This window comes from Bradyrhizobium lablabi (genome assembly GCF_001440475.1).
GTDB lineage: Bacteria > Pseudomonadota > Alphaproteobacteria > Rhizobiales > Xanthobacteraceae > Bradyrhizobium > Bradyrhizobium lablabi.
Window position 1 is genome coordinate 20,378 of the sequence record NZ_LLYB01000087.1, and the last position, 23,481, is coordinate 43,858.

24 protein-coding genes are annotated in these 23,481 nt (G+C 63.6%); 11 read left to right on the top strand and 13 right to left on the bottom strand.

The features are described from left to right. Positions 1 to 999 carry a cobaltochelatase subunit CobS gene (gene cobS, locus CQ14_RS25335; RefSeq protein ID WP_057860572.1) on the bottom strand — a complete coding sequence of 333 codons (999 nt, stop codon included), beginning with the start codon at positions 997 to 999 and terminating at the stop codon, positions 1 to 3. A gap of 304 nt (positions 1,000 to 1,303) precedes the next feature. Between cobS and CQ14_RS25340 the strand changes: the two genes are divergently transcribed. Further along, a complete protein-coding gene (locus CQ14_RS25340; RefSeq protein ID WP_057860573.1) occupies positions 1,304 to 1,987 on the top strand; it encodes a DedA family protein in 684 nt (227 codons plus the stop codon). Here CQ14_RS25340 and CQ14_RS25345 read toward each other — a convergent pair. After that, the gene (locus CQ14_RS25345) at positions 1,945 to 3,162 is read right to left on the bottom strand and encodes a citrate synthase family protein (protein ID WP_057860574.1); all 1,218 of its coding nucleotides are present in this window, start codon (positions 3,160 to 3,162) and stop codon (positions 1,945 to 1,947) included. The two genes, CQ14_RS25340 and CQ14_RS25345, sit on opposite strands and share 43 nt — an antisense overlap. Positions 3,163 to 3,236: 74 nt before the next feature. Between CQ14_RS25345 and CQ14_RS25350 the strand changes: the two genes are divergently transcribed. Next, positions 3,237 to 4,328 carry a citrate synthase/methylcitrate synthase gene (locus CQ14_RS25350; RefSeq protein ID WP_057860575.1) on the top strand — a complete coding sequence of 364 codons (1,092 nt, stop codon included), beginning with the start codon at positions 3,237 to 3,239 and terminating at the stop codon, positions 4,326 to 4,328. Between the two features lie 109 nt (positions 4,329 to 4,437). Here the strand turns inward: CQ14_RS25350 and CQ14_RS25355 are convergent, their stop codons facing one another. After that, the gene (locus tag CQ14_RS25355) at positions 4,438 to 5,085 is read right to left on the bottom strand and encodes a J domain-containing protein (protein WP_057860576.1); all 648 of its coding nucleotides are present in this window, start codon (positions 5,083 to 5,085) and stop codon (positions 4,438 to 4,440) included. Positions 5,086 to 5,194: 109 nt separating this feature from the next. Here CQ14_RS25355 and CQ14_RS25360 point away from each other — a divergent pair, with 109 nt between their 5' ends. The 4 genes from CQ14_RS25360 to pyrF all read left to right on the top strand — a co-directional run bounded on the left by CQ14_RS25360 (position 5,195) and on the right by pyrF (position 7,669). Continuing rightward, positions 5,195 to 5,470: a BolA family protein gene (locus CQ14_RS25360; protein ID WP_057860577.1), complete on the top strand. Its 276-nt coding sequence runs from the start codon at positions 5,195 to 5,197 to the stop codon at positions 5,468 to 5,470. 33 nt (positions 5,471 to 5,503) lie between these two features. Beyond that, complete coding sequence (locus CQ14_RS25365; protein WP_057860578.1) at positions 5,504 to 6,019, top strand: P-loop nucleotide/nucleoside kinase family protein; 516 nt, start codon at positions 5,504 to 5,506, stop codon at positions 6,017 to 6,019. A 150-nt stretch (positions 6,020 to 6,169) separates the two neighbouring features. Beyond that, positions 6,170 to 6,613: a hypothetical protein gene (locus tag CQ14_RS25370; protein WP_057860579.1), complete on the top strand. Its 444-nt coding sequence runs from the start codon at positions 6,170 to 6,172 to the stop codon at positions 6,611 to 6,613. Positions 6,614 to 6,766: 153 nt separating this feature from the next. Then, the gene (gene pyrF / locus CQ14_RS25375) at positions 6,767 to 7,669 is read left to right on the top strand and encodes an orotidine-5'-phosphate decarboxylase (protein WP_057860580.1); all 903 of its coding nucleotides are present in this window, start codon (positions 6,767 to 6,769) and stop codon (positions 7,667 to 7,669) included. 21 nt (positions 7,670 to 7,690) lie between these two features. On the opposite strand, the gene CQ14_RS25380 is transcribed toward pyrF, so the two are convergent. From CQ14_RS25380 to CQ14_RS25390, 3 genes are all read right to left on the bottom strand, one after another. Beyond that, positions 7,691 to 9,043, bottom strand: coding sequence for a hemolysin family protein (locus CQ14_RS25380; RefSeq protein WP_057860581.1), 1,353 nt, complete (start codon positions 9,041 to 9,043; stop codon positions 7,691 to 7,693). A gap of 67 nt (positions 9,044 to 9,110) precedes the next feature. Next, entirely contained in the window at positions 9,111 to 10,253 is a 1,143-nt protein-coding gene (aroB, locus tag CQ14_RS25385; RefSeq protein ID WP_057860582.1) for a 3-dehydroquinate synthase, read from the bottom strand. After that, a complete protein-coding gene (locus CQ14_RS25390) occupies positions 10,250 to 10,882 on the bottom strand; it encodes a shikimate kinase (RefSeq protein WP_057860583.1) in 633 nt (210 codons plus the stop codon). The genes aroB and CQ14_RS25390 overlap by 4 nt, the downstream gene beginning before the upstream one ends. A gap of 144 nt (positions 10,883 to 11,026) precedes the next feature. On the opposite strand from CQ14_RS25390, the gene CQ14_RS25395 reads away from it, so the two are divergent. The 4 genes from CQ14_RS25395 to CQ14_RS25410 all read left to right on the top strand — a co-directional run bounded on the left by CQ14_RS25395 (position 11,027) and on the right by CQ14_RS25410 (position 15,158). Then, positions 11,027 to 11,173, top strand: a complete 147-nt coding sequence (locus CQ14_RS25395) for a hypothetical protein (protein ID WP_057860584.1) — start codon at positions 11,027 to 11,029, stop codon at positions 11,171 to 11,173. A gap of 69 nt (positions 11,174 to 11,242) precedes the next feature. Next, complete coding sequence (gene xerD, locus CQ14_RS25400) at positions 11,243 to 12,205, top strand: site-specific tyrosine recombinase XerD (protein WP_057860585.1); 963 nt, start codon at positions 11,243 to 11,245, stop codon at positions 12,203 to 12,205. A gap of 199 nt (positions 12,206 to 12,404) precedes the next feature. Then, on the top strand, positions 12,405 to 13,367 hold the full coding sequence (locus CQ14_RS25405) for an acetyl-CoA carboxylase carboxyltransferase subunit alpha (protein WP_057860586.1): 963 nt from the start codon (positions 12,405 to 12,407) through the stop codon (positions 13,365 to 13,367). Between the two features lie 297 nt (positions 13,368 to 13,664). Further along, positions 13,665 to 15,158 carry a L,D-transpeptidase family protein gene (locus tag CQ14_RS25410; RefSeq protein WP_057860587.1) on the top strand — a complete coding sequence of 498 codons (1,494 nt, stop codon included), beginning with the start codon at positions 13,665 to 13,667 and terminating at the stop codon, positions 15,156 to 15,158. A 54-nt stretch (positions 15,159 to 15,212) separates the two neighbouring features. Here the strand turns inward: CQ14_RS25410 and CQ14_RS25415 are convergent, their stop codons facing one another. The 7 genes from CQ14_RS25415 to CQ14_RS25445 form a co-directional block, all read right to left on the bottom strand. Further along, complete coding sequence (locus CQ14_RS25415; RefSeq protein ID WP_057860588.1) at positions 15,213 to 15,914, bottom strand: branched-chain amino acid ABC transporter ATP-binding protein; 702 nt, start codon at positions 15,912 to 15,914, stop codon at positions 15,213 to 15,215. Then, complete coding sequence (locus CQ14_RS25420; protein ID WP_057860589.1) at positions 15,907 to 16,641, bottom strand: ABC transporter ATP-binding protein; 735 nt, start codon at positions 16,639 to 16,641, stop codon at positions 15,907 to 15,909. The genes CQ14_RS25415 and CQ14_RS25420 overlap by 8 nt, the downstream gene beginning before the upstream one ends. Next, the gene (locus CQ14_RS25425) at positions 16,628 to 17,668 is read right to left on the bottom strand and encodes a branched-chain amino acid ABC transporter permease (protein WP_245320494.1); all 1,041 of its coding nucleotides are present in this window, start codon (positions 17,666 to 17,668) and stop codon (positions 16,628 to 16,630) included. Before CQ14_RS25425 ends, CQ14_RS25420 begins: the two co-directional genes overlap by 14 nt. 64 nt (positions 17,669 to 17,732) lie before the next feature. Beyond that, positions 17,733 to 18,953 (bottom strand): substrate-binding protein, encoded by a 1,221-nt coding sequence (locus CQ14_RS25430; protein ID WP_057860591.1) that lies wholly within the window; start codon positions 18,951 to 18,953, stop codon positions 17,733 to 17,735. Between the two features lie 4 nt (positions 18,954 to 18,957). Beyond that, positions 18,958 to 19,815 (bottom strand): branched-chain amino acid ABC transporter permease, encoded by an 858-nt coding sequence (locus tag CQ14_RS25435; RefSeq protein ID WP_057860592.1) that lies wholly within the window; start codon positions 19,813 to 19,815, stop codon positions 18,958 to 18,960. A 36-nt stretch (positions 19,816 to 19,851) separates the two neighbouring features. Further along, positions 19,852 to 21,366, bottom strand: coding sequence for an amidase (locus CQ14_RS25440; RefSeq protein ID WP_057860593.1), 1,515 nt, complete (start codon positions 21,364 to 21,366; stop codon positions 19,852 to 19,854). A gap of 155 nt (positions 21,367 to 21,521) precedes the next feature. Further along, positions 21,522 to 22,706: a substrate-binding domain-containing protein gene (locus CQ14_RS25445; protein WP_057860594.1), complete on the bottom strand. Its 1,185-nt coding sequence runs from the start codon at positions 22,704 to 22,706 to the stop codon at positions 21,522 to 21,524. A gap of 179 nt (positions 22,707 to 22,885) precedes the next feature. On the opposite strand from CQ14_RS25445, the gene CQ14_RS25450 reads away from it, so the two are divergent. After that, complete coding sequence (locus tag CQ14_RS25450; RefSeq protein ID WP_057860595.1) at positions 22,886 to 23,329, top strand: MarR family winged helix-turn-helix transcriptional regulator; 444 nt, start codon at positions 22,886 to 22,888, stop codon at positions 23,327 to 23,329. Positions 23,330 to 23,481 lie beyond the last annotated feature (152 nt).

Below are 23,481 nucleotides of genomic sequence, written 5' to 3' on the forward strand. Positions count from 1 at the left end.
CTAGCTGAGCGCCACGTTGACCGCCGACTCCGGCAGCTCCGCGTTGAAGCAGCGCTGATAGAACTCGGCCACCAGCGGCCGCTCCAGCTCGTCGCACTTGTTGAGGAAGGTGACGCGGAACGCAAAGCCGATATCGCCGAAGATTTCGGAGTTCTCGGCCCAGGTGATCACGGTACGCGGGCTCATCACCGTCGACAGGTCGCCGTTGGCGAACGCGTTGCGCGTGAGGTCGGCGAGCCGCACCATCTTGTTGACGATGTCGCGGCCTTCCTGCGTACGGTAGTGATGCGCCTTGGAAAGCACGATTTCGACTTCCTCATCATGCGCCAGATAGTTCAGCGTCGTGACGATCGACCAGCGGTCCATCTGGCCCTGGTTGATCTGCTGGGTGCCGTGATAGAGGCCCGAGGTATCGCCGAGACCGACCGTGTTGGCGGTCGAGAACAGGCGGAACGCCGGGTGCGGCTTGATCACCTTGTTCTGGTCCAAGAGCGTCAGGCGGCCGGAGACTTCCAGCACGCGCTGGATCACGAACATCACGTCGGGGCGGCCGGCGTCGTATTCGTCGAACACCAGCGCGATGTTGTGCTGCAGCGCCCAGGGCAGGATGCCGTCGCGGAATTCGGTGACCTGCTTGCCGTCCTTGATGACGATCGAGTCCTTGCCGACGAGGTCGATACGGCTGATGTGGCTGTCGAGGTTGACGCGCACGCACGGCCAGTTCAGGCGCGCCGCGACCTGCTCGATGTGGGTCGACTTGCCGGTGCCGTGATAGCCGGTGACCATGACGCGGCGGTTCTTGGCGAAACCGGCGAGAATCGCGAGCGTAGTGGCGCGGTCGAAGCGGTAATCCGAATCGACTTCCGGCACATGCGGGTCGACTTCGGAATAGGCCGGCACTTCGAGGTCGCTGTCGATACCGAAGACCTGCCGGACCGACACCTTCATGTCGGGCATACCGGCGGGCTCCGAAACTTTGCTCATGGCGGCGGTCGTCATCAATCCTCCGAGGTCCCGGGCGTTCCCGAAACCAGATCTGTTAAATGGCTGCGGATGGGGGCTGTTACCAACCTAGCAGAGAGCAGGGGCCGGCAGAAGCCCGCGCCGCAATCAAAGTTCCGGCGCCTTATCATTGAGATAGGCCGTTTATCGACTTTTTGGAGGGCTGCCCTGCGAATCACGCCGAACTTTTGCCGGTTTGTGCCCCTGCCAGGCCCAAACCGGAGCGCGGCGGCACTTTCAGGCCCCGTCCGGGCTTGGTAGCTCTGAGCGCAGACGGCCCACTCACCCGGACGGCAAGGTTGTGACTTCATTCCTCGATCCCGTGATCGCATTCGTTTCGGCCCATCCGTGGCTGGCCTATCTGACGCTATTTCTCGCGGCCCTGCTGGAGGCGATCCCGGTAGTGGGAGCGCTGGTGCCGGGCTCAACGATCATCCTGGCCCTGAGCGCGCTGGTGCCCGGCGGCGAACTGAAATTATGGGGCGTGCTGGCGGCCGCGATCGTGGGCGCCGCGCTCGGCGACGGTTCGGCGTTCTGGGCCGGCCATCGCTCGCAACGCGAAATCCTGAGCGCCTGGCCGATGTCGAAATACCCCGCCGTGATGGCCCAGAGCGAGACATTCTTCCAGCGCTGGGGAACGCTCGCCGTGCTGTTCGCGCGCTTTGTGCCGCCGATCCGCGCCTTCGTGCCGGTCACCGCCGGTGCGCTCGGGATGTCGCCGGCGAGATTCTACAGCGTCAACATTGCCGCGGTCCTTGCGTGGGCTTTGGCGCACATACTGCCGGGCGTGTTTGCGGTCTCGGCGCTGCACCACTATGCCGGCCTGCCGCATCACGAACACGTCGGCAAACATCTCTGGATTTTGGGCGTGTTCGCAGCAGCGATCATCGCGCTCGGCGTCTGGACGCTGCGCCGCCGCCGGAACGGAAAGACCCCTTCGGATCAGGCCCGGACGGGGCTGCGACCGGGCGCCGGACCGACATAACGCGCACGAGGCCGGATCAACCGGCCGTGCTGCAATTGCTCGCAAGCATGGGCGATCCACCCCACCGTGCGCGCCATCGAAAACAGCACCAGTTCATGGCCCGGTGGCAGGCCGAGCGTATGCACCAGCACCGCAAGGGCATAGTCGATATTGACGAACTCGCCGGTAGCTTCGGCAATGCTGTCAGGAATTTCGTGGGTGAGCTTGCGGTCGGCGCCCGAGCGCGCCAGCGCTTCCAAGAGCGCGCGTGCACGGGGATCGCCGTGCTTGTAGACCCCATGGCCAAAGCCCGCGAAACGCTCGCCGAGCGCGACACGCTCGCGGATGACGGGGGCGACCTCGCCATTGGCAAGCGTCTTCAGAAGCTGCGCCGCCAGCACGCCCGCGCCGCCGTGCTTCGGACCCTTCAGCGCGACGAGGCCGGCGATAACAGCATCGTACAGGTTCAAGCCGGTCGACGCCGCGCAACGCACGGTGAAGGTCGACGCGTTCAGTTCATGGTCGGCCAGCAATACCAGCGCGCGGCGGATCAGATCCGGCGCGTGCTTGTTGTCAGATGCCCAGGCGCGGGCAATCTGCGCATGCAGCGGTTTTGCCGATGATTTTGCGTTCAGCATGGTCGCAACCACCAGCCGCACGATGCGGCCGCCGACCATCGCACGCCCGTCGGGCGCCCGGGTGAAGGCGCGCGGGTCCGCGGCGGCTGACAGCGCCAGCACGGCGATGGCGCGGTCGATCGCATTGGCTTTGCGTGTGGCCTCGGCGACGGCGCGCATCTCGTCGGACACGATCGGGCAATTGTCCTGCTCGAAGGGATCGACGCCGGTCACGTCCCAGAGCAGCGTTGCGGCATGCTCGAGCGTGTCGCGCTCGGCGAGATCGATGCAGTTGACGCCGCGATAGATCGCGCCCTCCTCGGTAATGGTTCCGACCGTCGAATCCATCACCGGCAGATCGGCGTCGAAGCTGCGCAGGCCGCGCGGCTCCGGCGATGGCGTGCGCCGCTCCTTCAGCGTGCGGACGTCTTCGGCCCGGTAGCGATGACTGCGCGAGTCCTCCGACGGCTCCGAGCGGATCAGGCCACGGCTGACATAGGCATAAAGGGTGGCCTGCGAGATCGCGAGTTCGGCGGAGGCCTCGCGGGCCGAGAGGTAAAGGCCGGCGGATTTTTTCATATTGATTTACATAATCAAGATTGATCAATCTGTCGAGAGGCCCGACCTTTGGCAGCAGGCAAAGGAGAGCCACCATGAACATGCAGATTTCAAAGACCCCGATCGGCCTCGACGGCATTCCGGCCGCCGAAACCGTGCTCAGCCATGTCGATGGCGAGCGCGGGGAACTGATCATTGCCGGCGAGCGGGTCGGCGACCTCGCCCGCAAGACCGGTTTTGAGGGCGTGACCGCCCGGTTGTGGAGCGGCGGCACCGGCCAGCCGATCGGCGAAGCCGCGGTGCGCGCGGCGCTCGGCGCGGGGCGTGAACGCGCCTTCGCCCGGTTGCCCGATCTGCTCGGCATTACACGCGGCCTTTCGATCATCGACGGTTTTCGCGCGGCGATCGCGGGGCTGCGCGCCGAGGCGGGCTTGCAGCACGAAGCCACGATCGTCGGCGCGTTTCCGGTGATTGCCGGCGCACTGGTGCAGCGGGTGAAGGGCAACGATCCCGTCGCGCCCGATCCAACCGCGAGCCATGCCGCCGACACGCTGTCGATGATGCTGGGCCGCAAGCCCGACGCGCGGGAAGCTGCTGCGCTCGACGCCTATTTCGTCACGGTCTGCGACCACGGCATGAACGCGTCGACCTTCACGACGCGCGTGGTGGCCTCAACGCAGGCGGATTTGTTCGCCGCTGTGACCGCCGGCTATTGCGCGCTGACAGGTCCGCTGCATGGCGGCGCACCCGAGCCGGTGCTGGAAATGCTCGATGCGATCGGCTCGACCGAGCGGATCAAGCCGTGGGTCGACAGCGCGCTGGCCCGTGGCGAACGGCTGATGGGATTCGGCCACCGCGTCTATCGCGTCCGCGATCCGCGCGCCGGCGTGCTGAAGGGCGCGATCGAGCGGCTCGCCGGGGACGGCACCGATCTGCCGTTTGCCGGCGAGGTCGAGGCCTATATCCGCAGTGCATTGCGGATCAAGAATCCGGACCGGCCGCTCGACACCAATGTGGAGTTCTTCACCGCGATCCTGCTCGACGCGCTGAAAATCCCGCGGCAGGCGTTTACGCCGATCTTTGCGGTGGCGCGTGCGGCGGGCTGGACGGCGCATGCCCGCGAGCAGCAGCGCGGCGGTCGGCTGATTCGGCCGAGTTCGGCGTATATCGGGCCCATGCCGGGATGAGGCGTGAACGTAGCCCGGATGGAGCGCAGCGTAGTCCGGGATCGATAGAGCGGCACAGGAAGACCCCCGGATTGCGCTTCGCTCCATCCGGGCTACGGACCTGTGCTCGCTAAGCGCGCACCACCGTCTTCAGATAATTATACGCCTTGATGATCTCGATCAGGCGGTCCTCGGTGGAGCGGTCGCCGCCATTGGCGTCGGGATGGTGCTGCTTGACCAGCGCCTTGTACTTGGCCTTGACGTCATCGAGCGTTGCTTCGGCAGAAAGCCCCATCACCTGCAGCGCCTTGCGCTCGGCGTTCATCACCTTGCGCGTTTCGGCCTTGGCCTCCGCGCCCGGTCCGGGCCGCCAGCGGCCGCGGCCGTTGAGCTCGGAGAACATGCTGAAGGGATCGGCGGCGCCGTCAAAGTCCTCGGCGCCGGGCGCCTTGCCCTTCTTGCCGCCGGTGTTGGCGCCCATCTTCCAGGTCGGACGATGGCCGGTCAGCGCGTCCTTCTGGTAGCGCGCGACGGCATCGGCATTCATGCCCTGGAAGAAATTGTAATTCTGGTTGTACTCGCGGACGTGGTTGAGACAGAAGTGAAAATACTCGCGGGAATTCTCGCGGCCCTTGGGCGCGCGATGCGGCCCCTTGTTCTGGCAGCCAGCCCATTCGCACATGGCGGATTCTTCATTCGCACGCGCCTGCGCCTTCGCGCTGACCTTGTTGGGCTTGATGCGAATGGAATCGAAGAACTTGGATGAATCAATCGGCATAGCTGACTTTGACTACGCAATGCGAAAGGCTTCAAGTCTTGACATTGCGAATACCTCTGTTCGGGTACAACATTGACGAAAAGCAGACAGGGAATTATCTGCCGCCATCATGAGCACCAGGGATATTATCATAAACAAGTTGCGTGAAGCTTTCTTGCCGGAAAGCCTCGACGTCGCCGACGAATCTCATCTGCATGAGGGCCATGCCGGCCACAGGCCGGGCGGCGAGACGCACTTCAGAGTGTATATCGTGTCTCCGGCCTTCGAAGGGAAGAGCCGGATCGAACGCCATCGCATGGTAAATGCGACGCTTGAGGCGGAACTCAGGGGATCCGTCCATGCGCTCGCCATCAGGGCGCAGGCGCCGGGAGAAACCGCCCGGTAACCGGCAAACCTGCCGCAAGAATATGAGCGCCCGATGACATCGCAGAGGCTCATTATTTTGGCCGGCCTTCCCGGTTCCGGGAAGAGCACGCTGGCGGAACGGCTTTCGCGGCATTTCTCCCTGCCGTTGTTTTCGGTCGATCCGATCGAGGCCGCGATGTGGCGCGGCGGCCTGTCCCGGGATCATACGGGAATCGCGGCCTACGTGGTCGCGCAGGCCTTGGCCGAGGAGCATCTGCGGCTTGGACAATCCGTCGTGATCGACGCGGTCAATCCGGTCGAGGCGCCGCGCGCGGCGTGGCGCAATCTCGGCACGAAATATCGCGCGGATTTGAAGATCATCGAATGCGTCTGCGTCGACCAGGCGGCGCATCGCCGGCGGATCGAAGCGCGAATCCGCGGCATCGAGGGCATGGCCGAAGTCACCTGGGAAAGGGTAGAGAAACGGCGCGCGGAATACGAAGCCTGGACCGATGCGAGGCTTACGCTGGATACGTCGGCGCACCCGCCAGAACGGCTGCTCGCCGAAGCCATCGGCTATCTGACGTGAGGCTATCAGCCAGCTTCCTGTGAAGATCGGCGGAGACGGTAGAACGGCTTTCGCAAACGTGAGACAATCGCCGAGACGATGGATCAAGTTCCGTTCGGACGCGGGGTTCGGGCTGACCCCGATGCCATCGCAGCTCGATGGGGTCGTCCGATGCGATATTGGGCACGCTTCAGATGGGCCGCCGCCGTGGCGCTAACGATTGCGGCCTCCTCCGTGCGGGCGCAGGCGCTGGACATGCCGAGCCCCTTTGTCCAGGAAGTGCTGATCAAGAGCATTCTAGTGACGCTCAACGATGCGGTGGCGTCGGACAATTTCACGGTGCTGCACGCCAAGATCTCAAAGCCGTTCCGCGATCAGTTTCCACCCGACAAGCTGCGGGCCGTCTTCAAGGACCTGGTCGAGAAGCACGCCGTGTTCGACGCCATCGTCGCCAGCCCGGTCATTTCAGAGGAAGACGCCAAGATCGACGACAAGGGCGTGCTGCGCCTGAAAGGTCGTTTCGACACCACGCCCAAAAAAGTGAAATACCAGCTCGGGTTCATCCCCTCCGATGGGCAGTGGAAGCTCTCCGGCGTCGCGATCGATATCGAATGACGCGTTCAGAAGAACGCGCTGGCGATAGAACTCCCGGGGATATCGGGCAGCCAATCAGCGGTGCGAAACCCGAACTCGATTCCATTTTGCCAATCAGGAAATGCTATTCGGATATGAATGAATGAGGCGATATCTTTCCCGGGAAGGCAAGAAATGGAATTTCCTTCATGGATTGAGCTGGTTGAAAGAAATGTCGCGAAATTCGGCGACCTCGTCGCCGGCATCGATCCCTCGCGTTCCGACGTCCCGGAGTTCTTCGGCCAGGACGACGTCTGGATCGAGCGGTTCGTCGATTTCATGATCGAATCCATCGAGGGACGCATCGGCTTCGTCAAATTCCAGTCGGCTTATTTTGAGGCCTGCGGACTGACAGGCTTGAGGGTGCTCGCTGCCGGCATCGAGAAGGCACGGGCCGCGGGCATCGGCGTTATTCTCGACGCCAAACGCGGGGACATCGGCGCGACTGCTGCCGCCTATGCCCGCGCCTATCTAACCCCCGCTTCAGCCGGCGGCAGCGGCGACTTCGAAGCCGACTGCCTGACTGTGAACCCGTTGATGGGGCCGGATACGCTTGAACCTTTCGTGGAATGCGCAAACCGCTTTGGCAAGGGCCTGTTCGTGCTTTGCCGAACCTCCAATCCCGGCGCGGGCTGGCTTCAGGACAAGATGACCGGCAATCGCCTCGTTTCCGATCGTCTTGCCGATCTCATTGCGGCAATCGGAGCCAACACCAACGGATCTTCGCGAATGAATGCCATAGGCGCCGTGGTGGGTGCGACAGTCCCACATGAAGGCCGGCGCCTGCGTCAACTTCTGCCCCGCTCGATCATCCTTGCGCCGGGTCTTGGCGCGCAAGGCGGGGACGCTGCTGCTATCCACTCATTGCGCGGGAACATTCCTGGCGACCTGTTGATTCCCGTGTCACGCGGCCTGACGCTGGTGCGCGACCGCGGAATTTCTGCCGCAGATTACCGGCAGCTCATCATCGACAGAATCGACGGCTTCAAAGCGGCGGTCGCCTACGACTATCCCGACAATCGCGCCATCCCGGCGTGATGCCCGGCGCAATATCCCGCGCTAGAACGCCGTTCCTGCCCGCTTCGGCTTCGGCTCCTCACCCTCGGCTTCGCGCGGCAGCGGCGTGATCTTCAGCGCGGTGATGCGGTTGCGCTCGCGGCGCAGCACGCGGAAGCGGCAGCCGTGGAAGGTGAAATTCTGGCCGCGCTCGGGGATCGAGCGCGCTTCGTGGATCACGAGGCCCGCTACCGTGGTCGCCTCCTCATCGGGCAGATGCCAGTTCATGGCGCGGTTGAGATCGCGGATCGGCACCGACCCATCGACCACGACGGAGCCGTCGGCCTGGACGCGAACGCCGGCTACCACGACATCGTGCTCGTCGGAAATATCGCCGACGATCTCCTCCAGGATGTCTTCCAGCGTCACCATGCCCTCGACTTCGCCGTATTCGTCGACGACGAGCGCAAAGTGGGTCTTGCGGCGGCGGAACGCCTTCAACTGCTCGGACAAAGGCCGCATCTCCGGCACGAACCAGGGCGGCAGCATGATCGCGGAAACATTGATGCGCGACATATCGCCTTCGGAGGCGCGGATCGCGCGCAGGAGATCCTTGGCGTGCAGCACGCCGATGATGTTTTCCGGCTTGTCGCGCCACAGCGGAATGCGAGTGTACTCGGTCGCCAGCACCTCGCGCACCAGGTCTTCGGGCGGCAGATCGGCGTTGATCATCATCATGGCCGTGCGGTGGACCATGACGTCGGAGACGGCAAGATCGCCGAAGCGGAAGACGTTATGGATGTACTCGGCCTCGCCGCTTTCGATGCCGCCATGCACGGCGGATTCCTCGACCAATCCTTCAATCTCGGAGTCGGTGAGGATTTCATGCTGGGAAGATTCCTGCACGCCGAACATGCGCAGGATCCCGCGCGATGCGGCGTTGAGCAGCCAGTTCAGCGGCCAGAAAACCAGGTAGGACAGATGCAGCGGATAGGCGATCCATTGCGAGACCGGCGTCGGTTGGCGGATCGCGAACGTCTTCGGCACCTGCTCGCCGATGACGATATGCAGCGACGAGAATATCAGAAAGCCAGCCAGGAACGACACGAAGTGCAGCGTACGTTCCGACATGCCGAGCGGGATCAGCAGCGGCTCCAGCAACGCCGACACGGTGGGCTCGCCGACCCAGCCGAGGCCGAGCGAGGCCATGGTGATGCCGAGCTGACAGCAGGCGAGATAGGCCTCGATATTGCCCATCATCCCATGCAACAGGCGCGCGCCGAAGCGGTCCTGCTCGACCATCGCCCGGATGCGAAAGCCGCGGCTCTTGACCAGCGCAAACTCGGCGGCCACGTAAAACGCGTTTGCGGCGAGCAAGAGAATCGCGAGCAGCAGGTTGAACGCGGTCGAACTCATATATGCCTCGTGACGGCGCCTTCCCCGCGCGACGCTCGCTCCAGGCTGCGCCCCGGCATTCCCATTCTCATCCCGACAGTTTCTGTTGCAGGAAATCTCGGACCAGGGCCGGCTCGACGTCGTTTGCGACCACCGCGCGGCCGATCGCCTGCAGCAGGATGAAGGTCAGCTTGCCGCGCTTGACCTTCTTGTCCTGCGCCATCAGCGCCATCAGGGCGTCGGCATCCGCAAGCCCCTCCTGGGCAAAGCCCGCGATGTCCTGCAAATGGGTCGGCAGCCCGACCGACGCAAGGTGACGTTCGACACGGGCGGCGTCGGCCGCCGAGATCATGCCGAGTTTCGCGGAAAACTCCGCCGCCAGCACCATGCCGATGGCAACGCCTTCGCCATGGAACAGGCGATCGGAAAAGCCGGTCGCAGCTTCCAGCGCATGGCCGAACGTGTGGCCGAGATTGAGCAGCGCACGCTCGCCATTTTCGCGCTCGTCGCGGGAGACGATCGCGGCCTTGGCGCGGCAGGAGGTTGCGATCGCATGCTCGCGCGCCGCGCCGCCAGAGAAGATCTCGGCGTGGTTGGCATCGAGCCAGGTGAAAAAGGCTTCATCGCCGAGCACGCCATATTTGGCGACCTCGGCGTAGCCGGCGCGGAACTGGCGCGGCGACAACGTGTCGAGCACGGAAGTATCCGCGATCACCAGAACCGGCTGATGGAACGCGCCGAGCAAATTCTTGCCCTGGGGCGAATTGATGCCGGTCTTGCCGCCGACCGAGGAATCCACCTGCGCCAGCAGCGAGGTCGGCACCTGCACGAAATCGACGCCGCGCCGCAGGATCGCCGCCGCGAAGCCGGCGAGATCGCCGACCACGCCGCCGCCGAGCGCGATCACCAGATCGTTGCGCTCGATCTTCGCCGCGATCAGTGCTTCCGAGACCTTTTCAAGACCGGCATAGGTTTTCGATATCTCGCCTTCCTCGACGATGATGCGTGAAGTCGGAATGCCGGCTTCAGTGAGCGAGCGCTCGGTCGGCTCCAGCCAGTGCTTGGCCACAGTGCGGTCGGTGACGATGGCAGTCCGCACGCCCGGGCGCAGCGCGGCGACGCGCGGGCCGAGCGTCTCCAGCACGCCGCGGCCGATGACGATGTCATAGGCGCGGTCGCCAAGGGCAACGTCGACCATGATATCGGCGGAATGTTTCAGTGGCGCAGTCATGGCGTGACGTTGATCCCGTCGGTTGCCGGCTGGGCAGAAGGGCTGCCTACGCATAGCCGGGCGCGCAGGGCATCGATACATTCTTCGACGATACGGTCGTGCGGGACGTCGCGTGACAAAATGATCAGGTCGGCGGTCTGGTAGACCGGCTCGCGCGCTTCGAGCAGGCGGCTGACGGTCCCGACCGGATCCTCAGTTTGCAGCAGCGGCCGGTCGGCCCGGCGCTTGACGCGCTTCATGATAATGTCGACGTCCGCCTTGAGCCAGATCGAGACCGCCTTGTCGCGGATGCGGTTGCGGGTCTCCTCGCGCATGAAGGCGCCGCCGCCGGTGGCAAGCACCACCGGACGTCCCTCAAGGATTCGCGCGATCACCCGGGCTTCGCCATCCCGAAAATAAGGCTCGCCGTAGTTCTGGAAGATTTCCGGGATCGTCATCCGGTGCGCCGTCTCGATCTCGGTGTCGGCGTCGCTAAACGGCAGTTGCAGCCGCGCCGCTAGCCGCCGGCCGATGGTCGACTTGCCGGCGCCCATCATGCCGACCAGCACGATCGAACGCCTTCCCAGCGCCGACGTGATGTCGGCCTCCTGGGTCGGGCTCGCCTGTGCCGGTGCGGCGGTCTCGGACATCAAAAACCCTGCTCTTTGGCGGGATTTGACCCGCGCTGCGCCACCTATACTACCCCCATCGAGGCCGTTGCCAGAGACTCTTGCCACGGGGATGGGAACATGATGGATGATTTCATTGGTTAATTCGCCGCCCTGAGCCCAGCTATGCCCAGTTTGTTCCGCTTTTTGACGGTCGTCGGCGTGATCGCCGGGGTGATCTATGGCGCCATTTTTGCGCTGGCGAACTTCGTGACCCCAAAGCCCCGGGAAATGACCGTCACCATCCCCGCAGACAAGTTCCTCAAGAAATAGCCGCTATCGTCTGATTGGTGAGAGGCCAATTCGGGGAGAGGCATCTCCATCGACGGGGATGTCCAGGTAATGCGTTCCAGCAAGACGGCCAAAGACGAGAAACTGATCAGCCTGTTCCTCGACATGCTCGCGGCGGAACAGGGCGCGGGCGACAACACGCTGGACGCCTATCGCCGTGACCTTACCGATCTATCGGAGTTTCTGACCCGCGCGGGGCAGAGCTTTTCCGGCGCCGGGACGGACGTGCTGCGCGATTACCTCGCCGACCTCGACACCCGCGGCTTCAAATCCTCCAGCGTGGCGCGGCGGCTGTCGGCGATGCGGCATTTATTCCGTTTCCTCCTGAACGAGCGGATCCGCAGCGACGATCCGGCGGCGATCCTGTCCGGCCCGAAACGCGGCCGGGGGCTGCCGAAGGTGCTGTCGATCGCTGATGTCGACCGCATGTTGACGCGGGCCAAGGAACTGACCGGGGCGGAGAACGCTTCGCCCCAGCAGCGGCTACGCGCGCTGCGGCTGTATTGCCTTCTTGAAGTGCTTTACGCCACCGGCCTGCGCGTCTCGGAACTGGTGGCGCTGCCGCTGTCGGCCTCGCGGCGAGACGCCCGCATGATCGTGGTGCGCGGCAAGGGCAACAAGGAACGGCTGGTGCCGCTCAACGAAGCATCGCGGCAGGCGATGGCCGATTACCTCGCCGCGGTGGAAGCGCTCAAGCCCGAAAAGAAGAAAAGTGCCAGCCCGTCGAAATGGCTGTTTCCGTCCTTCGGCGAGAGCGGCCACCTGACGCGGCAGCATTTTGCCCGCGACCTGAAGGAACTGGCGGCGGCATCGGGCCTCGCGCCGCGGCTGGTCTCGCCGCACGTGCTGCGCCACGCCTTTGCCAGTCACCTGCTGCATAACGGCGCGGACCTGCGCATCGTGCAGACGCTGCTCGGCCATACCGACATCTCCACCACGCAGATCTATACCCACGTGGTCGAGGAACGGTTGAAAAGCCTGGTGCGCGACCTGCACCCGCTAGCGGAGAAGTAACCTTCGCCGCAAGCCACGCCTTGACTTCCGCGCCGTCTCCCCCGAAACAGCCGTCTCCCGCCCGCGGCCTTGTTTGGCGCGCTTTCGGAAAACCGGGTCACCGGACCGAGATGCACGCTAAATCATTGAAGATGCGTGCTTTCCTGAAGCGAATCGAAACCGCTTCGCCACAAAGCACGTTGTTACCTATATTGCTTTGATGCCGGATCAGATGCGCAGCTACCTCGACTTCGAAAAACCCGTCGCCGAACTTGAAGCCAAGGTCGACGAATTGCGCGCGCTCGCGGCGTCCGGCAGCGACATCGGCGACGAGATTTCGCGCATCGAGGACAAGGCGCAGCAGGCGCTCAGCGACCTCTATGCCAATTTGACGCCATGGCAGAAGACGCTGGTGGCGCGCCATCCGCAGCGCCCGCATTTCACCGATTTCGTCAGCACGCTGATCACCGAATTCACCCCGCTCGCCGGCGACCGCAAATTCGCCGACGACGAGGCGCTGATGGGCGGATTCGGCCGCTTCCGCGGCGAGAGCATCTGCGTGATCGGCCAGGAAAAGGGCGCCACCACCGACAGCCGCATCAAGCACAATTTCGGCATGGCCCGCCCCGAAGGCTATCGCAAGGCGGTGCGGCTGATGGAGATGGCAGACCGTTTCGGCATCCCCGTGCTGTCGCTCGCGGATTCCGCCGGCGCCTATCCCGGCATCGGCGCCGAGGAACGCGGCGTGGCGGAAGCGATCGCGCGCTCGACCGACACCTGCCTCTCGCTCGGCGTCCCCAATGTCGCGATCATCACCGGCGAAGGCATGTCGGGTGGCGCCATCGCCATCACGACCGCGAACAAGGTGATGATGTTCGAGCACGCGATCTACAGCGTGATCTCGCCGGAAGCGGCGTCCTCTATCCTGTGGCGCGACGGCACCAAGGCCCAGGAAGTCGCCACCAACATGAAGATCACCGCGCAGGACATGCTGCGCTTCGGCGTGATCGACCAGATCCTGAAAGAGCCCTCCGGCGGCGCCCATCGCGATTCGGCTGCGATGATTTCGGCCACCGGCGATGCCATCGCCGAGGCCTTCAACGAGCTGCGCAACCTCGATGCGGACGGCATCCGCCGGCAGCGGCGGCAGAAATTCCTCGATATCGGCCGCAAACTCGGCTGATTGCTTCAGCCCCGAATCTCCTGACGCTTGGCGTGGTCGCCCGGGCCCCGCCTGCCACAAAACTTTAACAACCTCTAAACGGCCATTATTTTCGCCAGCGCACTTGATTCGGCCGCAATTAGGCCGCGGCGCCGGTCTTTAAATTCTGTTGACCATGCCTGCCGCCCGCAGCCGCTGGACGGTCTCGTTCGGGTTGCGGCGCAGGAGGTCAAAGGATACAGTTTTATCTAATGGCTTCAGGGCATGTTCGCTGTGATGTGGGGTGCGAAAATGCCCGGTGGGTGTGGAGCTTAGCCTTTGATTAACCGGTCGCTTGTTCGCGCGCTCGTCACGTCGGCTGCCCTCGCAGGCACGGGCGCATTGCTCGCCGGCTGCAATGGCGAGGACATGTCGCTCGCCAACAACGCCAAGGCCAACCAGCCCGTCCCGCCAAAGCTGGTCGCCGACATGGCGGCGAAGGACATGGATCTGCAATCCCCGATCCTGGTCCGCCTGTTCAAGCAGGAAGCCGAACTGGAAATCTGGAAGCAGGACCGCTCCGGCCGCTTCGCGCTGCTCAAAACCTATCCGATCTGCCGGTGGTCGGGCGATCTCGGCCCCAAGGTCAAGGAAGGCGACCGCCAGGCGCCCGAAGGCTTCTATTCGATCTCGCCGGCGCAGATGAATCCGCAGTCGGCCTACTATCTCTCCTTCAACACCGGCTATCCCAATGCGTTCGACAAGGCGCTGGGACGCACCGGCTCGCAGTTGATGGTGCATGGCGACTGCTCCTCGCGCGGTTGCTACGCGATGACGGACGAGCAGATCGCGGAAATCTATTCGCTGGGCCGCGAATCCTTCTTCGGCGGCCAGAAATCGTTCCAGTTGCAGGCCTATCCGTTCAAGATGACGCCAACGAACATGGCGAAGCATCGCAACAATCCGAACATGCCGTTCTGGAAAATGATCAAGGAAGGCAATGATCATTTCGAGGTGACGAAGCAGGAGCCGAAGGTCGATTTCTGCGAAAAGAAATACGTGTTCGATGCCGCCAAGCCGCCGAACGCGACGCGTGACCCGGTATTCGACGCTTCGGCCAAGTGCCCGGCCTATGTAATTCCCGAAGAAGTCGCCGACGCCGTCCGCGACAAGCAGGCCACTGATCTCGCCGAGACCGCGCGGCTGATTGCCAAGGGAACGCCGGTGGCACGGACCAACACCGGCATCGACGGCGGCATGCACCGGGTATTCGCCGCCCGCGTGCCCGAGGGCAGCACCGGTCTTTCGGAGCCCGGCGACGGCTCGAGCCTGTCGCTGATGGCGCGGGCGCCCGGCACCGTTCCCTCCCACGTCAATCCGCCGAAAGCCCCCGCCGACCGGGCGCCTTCCGAGAATTTGCTGATGGGCGCGCCGGAGCAGCCGAAGCTGGTCGCCGCGCCGGCTGCCGCACCTGCTCCTGCCCCGACACGGGTCGCGAATGCAGCGCCCACGGCCACGAGCCAGAATGATGGGTGGTTCTCCAATCTCGCTCGCAAGGTCGGGTTCGGTGGCGGCGCAGCCGACGCCACCGCCAGCACGCCGCCTTCAAAGCCGAAGGCGGCCGAGACCAAGCAGCCGCCGCGTCCTGAAGCGTCCGCGCCCAAGACCACGGCACCGAAGCCCGATACCAAGCACGCTGCCGCAACCCGCCCGCCGCTGAAACCGTCGCTGTCGGATGCTCCGGCTACCGCCGCCAAGGACAATCAGGTCTCGGGCTCGGCGCCGATCGTGTCGACGAACTCGTTCGACAGCCGCTTCGGGGCGGCGAAGTAGCCGTCACGGAGCTTCGTGGCCGGATCAGCCGTGGAAACGGATGCCTTCCGCGCGCTACGGTGCCAGGTATCGCAACAGTTCCGGATCACTCCGCACCTCGCCTGCCGCCCCCTGCAGCGCCACCCGACCGCGATCGAGCACATAGGCATAGTCGGCGACGCGCAGCGCGAGGTCGAGATGCTGCTCGACGACGACGACCGCGATCTGCTTGGCCAACTCAATCAGTCGCTCGGTAATCTCCTCGATCACGCCGACCCACACGCCTTCGGTCGGCTCGTCCAGCAACAGCAATTTGGGATTCCCCAACATCGCACGCCCGATTGCCAGCATCTTGCGCTCGCCGCCCGACAGCGTGCCGGCCGGCTGGTCGAGCCGCTGCCCGAGCTTCGGGAAGATGGCAAGGACCCGATCGACCGCTGCCGGATCAGGATTGAACAGCGAGCCGACTGCGAGATTGTCGCGTACCGAAAGGCGCGCGAACACCGAATGTTCCTGCGGCACATAGCCGATGCCCGAGCGGACCCGCTCCTCGGTGCGGCGCCGGGTGATGTCGCGACCATCGAAGAACAATTCGCCTTTCGAACTCGCCAGCTCGCCGACGATCGTCTTCATCAGCGTGGTCTTGCCCGCGCCGTTGCGGCCGAGCACGGCGACGCCGCCGCGCCAGGGAATGCCGATGTTGACATCGAACAGCACCTGGCTGCGGCCATAACCGGCATCGAGATGCCTGATATCGAGAAATGTCTGTTCAGGCACGGCGCAGATAAATCTCCTGGACGTTTCTGTTGGCCTGGATCTCGGCGACCGTTCCGGACGCGAGCACACGGCCTTGGTCGAGTACGGTAAGGCGGTCGCAGATATCGCGGATGAAATCCAGATCGTGCTCGACAATCACCAGCGAGCAATGCCGCTTGATCGGCTGCAGCAGTTCGCCGGTGACGCGGCGCTCCTCCAGGCTCATGCCGCCGGTCGGCTCATCCAGCAGCAACAACCGCGGCTTGCCGGCAAGCGCCATGGCGATCTCCAGCCATTGCTGCTGCCCGTGCGACAGCGCTGCGGCAGCGTCATGTGCGCGATCGGCGAGGCGAAACTGGCTCAGCATCGTCATCACATGGTCGTGCAGCACGCCGCGCGTGCGCGAGAATACCAGATCGAACAGCGACGACTGCGCCTGTAGCGCCAGCAGGATGTTGTCGTACAACGTCAAATTCGGCAACACGCTGGTAATCTGGAATTTCAGGCTCATGCCGGCACGGGCGCGCTCGGTCGGCGACAGCGCAGTGATGTCGCGGTTCACGAAGCTGACCTTGCCCCGGGTCGGCATCTCGGCCCCGGCGACGCACTTCATCAGCGTGCTTTTTCCCGAGCCGTTCGGCCCGATCAGGCCGTGAAATTCGTTCTCGCCCACCGTCAGGGCGGCACCATCAAGCGCGGTGAGCTTGCCAAACACTTTGCCGATGCCGGTGGCTTCAAGGAGCGGCATTGCGCTTCTCCTTGCGTGCCGCCCCGAAACTGCCGACGCGCTCGCGTTCGCCGAGCACGAAACTGATCAGCCCGAGCGGGCGGAACAGGATCACCAGCAGCAGCAGCACGCCGAGAATGATCGGCCAGATCTCGCGATAATTGTCCGAGAGCCAGAAGCTGACGCCCTCGATGATGACAGCGCCGATGACCGCGCCGATCAACGTGCCCGATCCGCCGAATAAAACGTAAAGCACGACCTGGGTCGAGATCACCACGCCCAGCATGTTGGGCCAGACAAAACCCTCGTGAAACGCGTAGAGGCTGCCGGCAAGCCCCGCGATGGTGCCGCCGACGGCGAACACGATCGCCTTCAGGTGCTGCGTCTTGTAGCCGAAGAAGGCGATGCGCTGCTCGTTCTCGCGAAGCCCGGCCAGCGCGAGACCGAACTGCGACCGCACCAGGAAACGGCACAGCAGATAGACGATCGCCAGAATGCCGAGCGCAAAGTAATAGTAGACCGGCCCCTCGGTGAGGTCGTAGCTGCCGAGCGACATCGGTGGGATCGAGGGAATGCCGTTCTGTCCGCCGAGATAGTACCAGCCGCGCGCCAAGCGGTCGGCGGCGTAGGACCCGGTAAGCGTACCGAGCGCGACGAAGATCACGCTGGAGGGATGCCGGCCGAGCAGCAGAAAGCCACCGAGCAGGAGCGAGCTGGTGAGCCCGATCAGCGTTCCCGCCGGCAGCACCAGGAGGATCGAGGTGATGTTGAGGTCCCGCGCCATCAATGCGACGCCATAGCCGGCCGCGCCGAAGAACAGCGCCTGGCCGAAGCTCATGATGCCGGCATACCCCCACACCAGATCGAACGAGAGCGCGAACAAGGCGAGGATGACGACACGGGTCGCGAACACCGTGAGATAGTCCTGCAGGAACAGCGGCAGGATCAGCGCTACGATCAACACCAATCCTTCCACGATCGGCAGGACCTTCAGTCCTGTCGCGGCCTGCCGCGCCGGCAATGCTCCATCCGGTCCATCGTCAGCCATTGAGACTTCCGGCCCTTCGCCCAGCGTTGCGCGAAGGGCCTGCTTTGCTGCGCCCATGGATCGCTCAGCATTCCTTGGGATCGACGAGACCATCGCTGCGTCCCACGATCTCATAGTTCCCGCCTTTGGCAACGGCCGTGTACATCTTCATCTTGCAGTGCCGCTTGCCCGGCACCATCTCGGCCGGCCCGCCCGGGCCTTCCGCGATCTTGGCGTGATCCAGCGCCGCGGCCACTGCGTCGCGGTCGATCTTGCCGGCTTCCTTGACTGCCGCTTCCCACAGTTTCAGCCCGCGATAGGTGCCGGTCGCCGCGCTGCCGGCTGCGAACAGGAAGTTGCCGGGGAAATCCTTCTCGTAGGCGGCCTGGATCTTCGCGCTGACCGGATCGTCCTTGGTCAGGGCTTTGAAATAGTCGAGGCAGCTCGCAAGGCCCTCGATCTCGTTGGCCTGATTGATGTTGAGCGTGTTCTCGTCATAGTAGACGCAGGCAAGCCGCCCACCATTCTTCAGGAAGCCTGCCTCATAGAGCTGCTTGAAGAACGGGCCGACGCCGGGCGGGATCACGGTGTTGAAGACGACGTCGACCTTGTTGGAGACGATCCGGTTGACGGTGGCCGAGAAGTCGACCTGGTCGAGCGGATAGTATTCCTCGAACACGACCTCGCCGCCGTTGGCTTCAATCACCTTGCGGGCATAGACGTTGAGTGTGTGCGGCCAGACATAGTTGGCGCTCGGCAGTGCAAACTTCTTGCCGCCGTTCTTGATCAGCCAGGGAATGAACTCGTCGCATTGCTGCGCCGGGGTCGGCCCGGTGCAGAACAGATTGGGCGTGCATTCCTTGCCCTCGTAAAGCTGCGGATAGATGTACAACGTCTTGCCGCGCGCCACGATCGGGTCCTTGATCGCGTTGCGCATCGAGGAGGTGATGCCGCCAAGCACCATGTCGACCTTGTCGCGCTGGATCAGCTTGCGGACGTTGCCGACGGCGACGGATTCATTCGATGCGGTGTCCTCGATATAGAGTTCGAGCGGCCGTCCGAGCAGGCCGCCGGCAGCGTTGATCTCCTTGATGACCATCTTGGCGACATTGGCGTCGGCGTTTCCGGCATAGGCGATCGGGCCGGTAAGATCGGTTGCGATGCCGACCTTGATCGGGCCTTCGGCGGCGTTGGCCCAGTCGGGCCTCACCACCCAGCTGCCGACCCCTGTGGCAATCGCGCCGGTCGTGAAAGCAAAGCCGCTGAGGAAACGACGGCGCGTCAAATCGAGGCGATCAGCAAACATGAGACTAAACCCCTTTTCCAGCGATGAGGCCTTGCGGCCGGAATTTGATGAAGACGATGGCAAGTACGAAGACGAGGACATCGGCGATCACGGGCGCCATGACCCAGGGCAGCGCGGCGCTGAGGGTTCCGATCAGGCCAGCTCCGGCAACCGGCCCGATAAAGGATCCGACACCACCGACCATGACGGCGACAAAGCCCTGGATCAGGAAGCGGATGCCGAGATCGGCGAACAGGCTGAACACGGGCACGATCAACGCGCCGGCAAGCCCCGCCAGCGCGGCACCGAAGGCAAAGGTGGCGCCGTAGATCATGGGCGTCGAGATTCCCGACGCCCGCGCCAGCGCAGGATTTTCCAGTGTCGCGCGCACGCGAAGACCGAAGCTGGTCCGTGACAGCAGTAGATAACAACCGCCTATAACCAACAGCGTGATGACGATGATCGTGAAACGCCACGCCGAAATATGCATCGTGCCGATATCGATCGAGCCGCCGATCGGCTCGGGCACGGTCAGGTAGAAGCCGCCGATCAGGCCGCGCACGCTCTCGCGGATGATCAGGCCGAGCGCGTAAGTGCCCAGCATCGCCACGATGGGCGCGGCGTAGAAGCGGCGGATGATCAGCGCCTCCAGCACGAAGCCGAACGCGCCGACGATGAAGGGCGCCGCGAGCATGCCGGCCCAGATGGGAGCGCCACGGCTGAACGCCAGATAGGTAACGTAGGCGCCGAGCAGGACGAATTCGCCCTGCGCAAAGTTGAAGATCCCCATCATGCTGGCGATGATTCCGAGTCCCAGCACGACCAAAACGATGATCGCGCCGAAACTCAGGATCTCGAACGCCGCGACGAAGGTGCTAGCCATGCCTTGCGATCCAACCCGCCTGCAACAAAGCGTTGCTCACATCTTCTTCCAGTCACCGATCTGCTCGAAGGCGTGCGCGGCGCGGTAGATCGTCGATTCCTCGAACATGCGGCCGACCAGCATCAGTCCGACAGGCAGGCCGTCGACCATGCCGCAGGGCAGCGACATGGCCGGATGATGCGTGATGTCGAACGGCGCGGTGTTGGCAATCATTTCCAGCGCGCGGGCGACATAGTCCTCGCGGCTCGCATTGGCCGGCGGCAGCGGCGTCGCCTTCATCGGCGTCGTCGGCAGCAGCAGCAGATCGTAGTCCTTGAACGCCTTGTCATAGGCCGCGGTCAGCCGCCGCGAAATGTTGAGCGCCTTGCCGTAGTAGCGCGGACCGAAATTGTTGTTGATGTAGGTGCCGAGCAGCAGGAACAGCTTTGTGGTCTCCGACAGCGAGTCGGCCTGCCGCCGCCAGCCACGATGGAAATCCATCAGCGACGTCGAGTACAGGTCGGCGCGGCTCAGGCCATAGCCGTCGCCGTACATCATGGTCTGCGTCATGCCTTCGGTGCCGATCGGCGTCCAGATCGCAGGTCCGGTCAGATGCATCGGGATCGAGACTTGCTCGACCGAGGCACCGAGGTCCTTGAAGCGCATCGCCGCCTCGCGCACGCTCTCATTGACCGCGGCCTCCGCATTCGGCTGCTCAAACCCCTCCTTCAGGATGCCGATCTTCATGCCCTTGACGCCGCCGCCGAGCGCCTTGGTGTATTCCTCGACCTTCGGGGCCTTGATGCGCGGATCATAACCGTCGTCGCCGGCAATCACCTCCAGCAGCAATGCGTTGTCGGCCACCGTCGCGGTCATTGGCCCCGTGTGATCGACAAAGATCTCGATCGGCATGATGCCGGTATAGGGAACCAGCCCCCAGGTCGGCTTCATGCCATAGGTGCCGCAGAACGAGGACGGCATGCGGATCGAACCACCCTGGTCACCACCGATCGCCATGTCGACCTCGCCGAGTGCAACGACGACGCCGGAGCCCGACGACGAGCCGCCGGCCGAATAGCCCATCTTGTGCGGATTGTGCACAGGCCCCACCGCGCCGGTATGGCTGCCGCCGGACATGCAGAAGGATTCGCAATGAACCTTGCCGGCGATCTCGGCGCCGGCGTCCAGCATGCGCGTGACGATGGTGGCGTCGAAATCAGGCACATAGCCTTCCAGCGTCGCCGATCCGTTCATCATCGGCACGCCGGCCAGCATGATGTTGTCCTTGAGCGCGACCGTCTTGCCTTTGAGCTTGCCGGACGCCGCGCCTTTCACCGTCGACTTCCGGTACCAGGCGTTGCGCGGGTTCTCTTCCGGCGAAGGCCGGTAGCCGGGCGTGCGCGGATATTTCACCGCGGGCACCTCGTCCGGCATTGCCGCGACGAGATTGTAAGCGTCGATCGAGCCCTGCATCAGGCCGCGAAACGAGGCCACGTCCTCTTCCGTCAGCGACAGCCCGCATTGTTCAGCGACGGCACGAAGTTGCGTTGGTGTTGGAAGGACGACTGACACGGCGCTCTCCTGCAGCTTTTGATCCCTGGGTGCGCAGCCGCGGGCCGCGCTTGTCGCGCGCTAACCGTCGGCCTCGCCGCGGTATTCAAAACGGAAATATTTTCCTTTTCAAGCATTATTTCGGATCTTCGCCGAAGAAGATTGTCGCGACGTTGCTAGATCGTCTTGATCACCTTGAAGTCGAGGCCATCGGCCTCGGCGAGATACATCGGCATCTCGGCGCGGCCGTCACGGATGGTGATGGGGCCGCGGGCGCCTGCATAGACCACGTTGCGCGCTGCCGACAGCAGCGGCCCCATCGACAACGTGCCGGCCTGGGCGGCTGCCGCTTCGAGGAACCGCAATCCCTCATAGTTGGATTGGCCGACCGAGCCGATCGGCGGGGCGTGCGGGCCGAACATCGCGCGATAGCGGATCAGGAAATCGTCATTGGCGCGCGAGCCGACACAATTGAAATAGCCGGAGGCGCAATAGAGGTTGTCGGTGTTGTCAGCGCCGATGCCGAGCAGGACGGTTTCGTCCATCGCACCGGCAAGCCGCAGCGTGGTGGCGGCGAGACCGCATTCGCCGAAGGCGCGGTTGAAGGTGATGCTGTCGGTGCCGATCAGGGAAATCAGCACAACGTCCGGCCGCGCGGCTTTGATGCGCGCCAGATGCGGCTCGTGATTGTCTTCGCCAACCGGAACGAACTCCTCGCCGACGACACGGCCGCCGGCTTCAGCGATGTATTTCTTCACCGCGCGATGCGATTGCCAGGGCCAGACATAGTCGCTGCCGATCAGATACCAGCGCGAGGCCTTCTTGACGTCCGCGAGCCAATGAATCGCCGGCCGGCTTTGCCAGCGCGGCGTCTCGCCGATCGCCATGACGCCTGGCGTATGCTCACCGCCCTCATAGACGGGCGTATAGATGTAGGGAATGCGATTGCGGGTGACCTTGCGCAACGCGACGCGGACCGCGCTGATATGCGACCCCATGATGAGATCGACTTCGTCGAAGGCGATCGCCTGCTCGGCGCGCCGCACAACGTCCTCCATCGGTCCGCCGGACTCGTAGATCGACAATTCGAGCTCGCGCCCGAGAATGCCGCCGCGCCCGTTGATTTCGTCGATCGCCAGCACGACGCTGTTGGTCGACGTGGGCCCCCAGATTCCGGGCGACCCCGAGAAGGTGAGAAAATTCCCGATCCGCAGCTTGCTGTGCGCGCCGCGGCGCCGCGACGAGCCCGGCTTGATTGTGGACAGGTCGAGATCGTCCGTCGCTTTCGCCAGGTTTCGAAACAGCAACGACGGCGGAATCGCATAACCGCCGGGAGCCGGGAAGTTTACCGTCGAGAGCACGCCAACTCCTGTCTGGCACCAGACCAAAACACATCCAGGAGGGTGGCCACGGCATCCACACTCCTTAGCTGGAGAAATATCCTATTGGAAAATATTGAATATTCAACAATTGAAGTGCATATAGAAACGGCATCGATTGCCAGACATTCACTCATTCAGGTCAAGACGAAGTCTCAGCCGTGGCCAAACCGCCGAAAGACAATTCCCCCATCACCGAACATCTCGCCTATTTGCTCGCGCAGGCCAACCGGGAGATCAACCGGCAGTTGGAGATGCGGCTGAGCAAGGAAGGTGTGCCCGTCGAGCAGTGGCGCATCCTTAAAGTTCTGTCCGACGGCAACGGGCATTCGATGGGCGAACTGGCCGATGCCGTTCTCCTCAACCATCCCACGCTGACCAAGATGGTCGACCGCATGGTGTCGGACGCGCTGGTCTACCGCGTTCAGGACCCCAAGGATCGCCGCAAGGTTTTGATGTTCGTATCCGACCGTGGCAAGGCGCTGAGCAAGCGGCTGAACTCTTTGGCGGTGAGCCAGGAGGAGCACATCCTGGAGAGCTACGGCGACAAGTCGACCAACGAGCTCAAGCGGCTGCTGGAAAGCCTGATCGACAGCTCGAACTGAGCGCTCGCGCGCATTAAAGCGCGTTGTCTCGGACAGGCGAAACACGCCATGCGTGCCCATAACTACAGGCAGCGGTAAGGGAGTGATCGCCTCAGGCGATCGTTGGCCGAACCAGCGCGCTCTTCCGCGTGATACGAAGTTGATATAGCCTG

Bases quoted from the DNA above. Each gene is read 5' to 3' on its own strand.
- cobS (WP_057860572.1), bottom strand. From the start codon at position 999: ATGACGACCGCCGCCATGAGCAAAGTTTCGGAGCCCGCCGGTATGCCC.
- CQ14_RS25345 (WP_057860574.1), bottom strand. From the start codon at position 3,162: ATGAAAAAATCCGCCGGCCTTTACCTCTCGGCCCGCGAGGCCTCCGCC.
- CQ14_RS25350 (WP_057860575.1), top strand. From the start codon at position 3,237: ATGAACATGCAGATTTCAAAGACCCCGATCGGCCTCGACGGCATTCCG.
- CQ14_RS25355 (WP_057860576.1), bottom strand. From the start codon at position 5,085: ATGCCGATTGATTCATCCAAGTTCTTCGATTCCATTCGCATCAAGCCC.
- CQ14_RS25360 (WP_057860577.1), top strand. From the start codon at position 5,195: ATGAGCACCAGGGATATTATCATAAACAAGTTGCGTGAAGCTTTCTTG.
- CQ14_RS25365 (WP_057860578.1), top strand. From the start codon at position 5,504: ATGACATCGCAGAGGCTCATTATTTTGGCCGGCCTTCCCGGTTCCGGG.
- CQ14_RS25370 (WP_057860579.1), top strand. From the start codon at position 6,170: ATGCGATATTGGGCACGCTTCAGATGGGCCGCCGCCGTGGCGCTAACG.
- pyrF (WP_057860580.1), top strand. From the start codon at position 6,767: ATGGAATTTCCTTCATGGATTGAGCTGGTTGAAAGAAATGTCGCGAAA.
- CQ14_RS25380 (WP_057860581.1), bottom strand. From the start codon at position 9,043: ATGAGTTCGACCGCGTTCAACCTGCTGCTCGCGATTCTCTTGCTCGCC.
- aroB (WP_057860582.1), bottom strand. From the start codon at position 10,253: ATGACTGCGCCACTGAAACATTCCGCCGATATCATGGTCGACGTTGCC.
- CQ14_RS25390 (WP_057860583.1), bottom strand. From the start codon at position 10,882: ATGTCCGAGACCGCCGCACCGGCACAGGCGAGCCCGACCCAGGAGGCC.
- CQ14_RS25395 (WP_057860584.1), top strand. From the start codon at position 11,027: ATGCCCAGTTTGTTCCGCTTTTTGACGGTCGTCGGCGTGATCGCCGGG.
- xerD (WP_057860585.1), top strand. From the start codon at position 11,243: ATGCGTTCCAGCAAGACGGCCAAAGACGAGAAACTGATCAGCCTGTTC.
- CQ14_RS25405 (WP_057860586.1), top strand. From the start codon at position 12,405: ATGCCGGATCAGATGCGCAGCTACCTCGACTTCGAAAAACCCGTCGCC.
- CQ14_RS25420 (WP_057860589.1), bottom strand. From the start codon at position 16,641: ATGCCGCTCCTTGAAGCCACCGGCATCGGCAAAGTGTTTGGCAAGCTC.
- CQ14_RS25425 (WP_245320494.1), bottom strand. From the start codon at position 17,668: ATGGCTGACGATGGACCGGATGGAGCATTGCCGGCGCGGCAGGCCGCG.
- CQ14_RS25430 (WP_057860591.1), bottom strand. From the start codon at position 18,953: ATGTTTGCTGATCGCCTCGATTTGACGCGCCGTCGTTTCCTCAGCGGC.
- CQ14_RS25435 (WP_057860592.1), bottom strand. From the start codon at position 19,815: ATGGCTAGCACCTTCGTCGCGGCGTTCGAGATCCTGAGTTTCGGCGCG.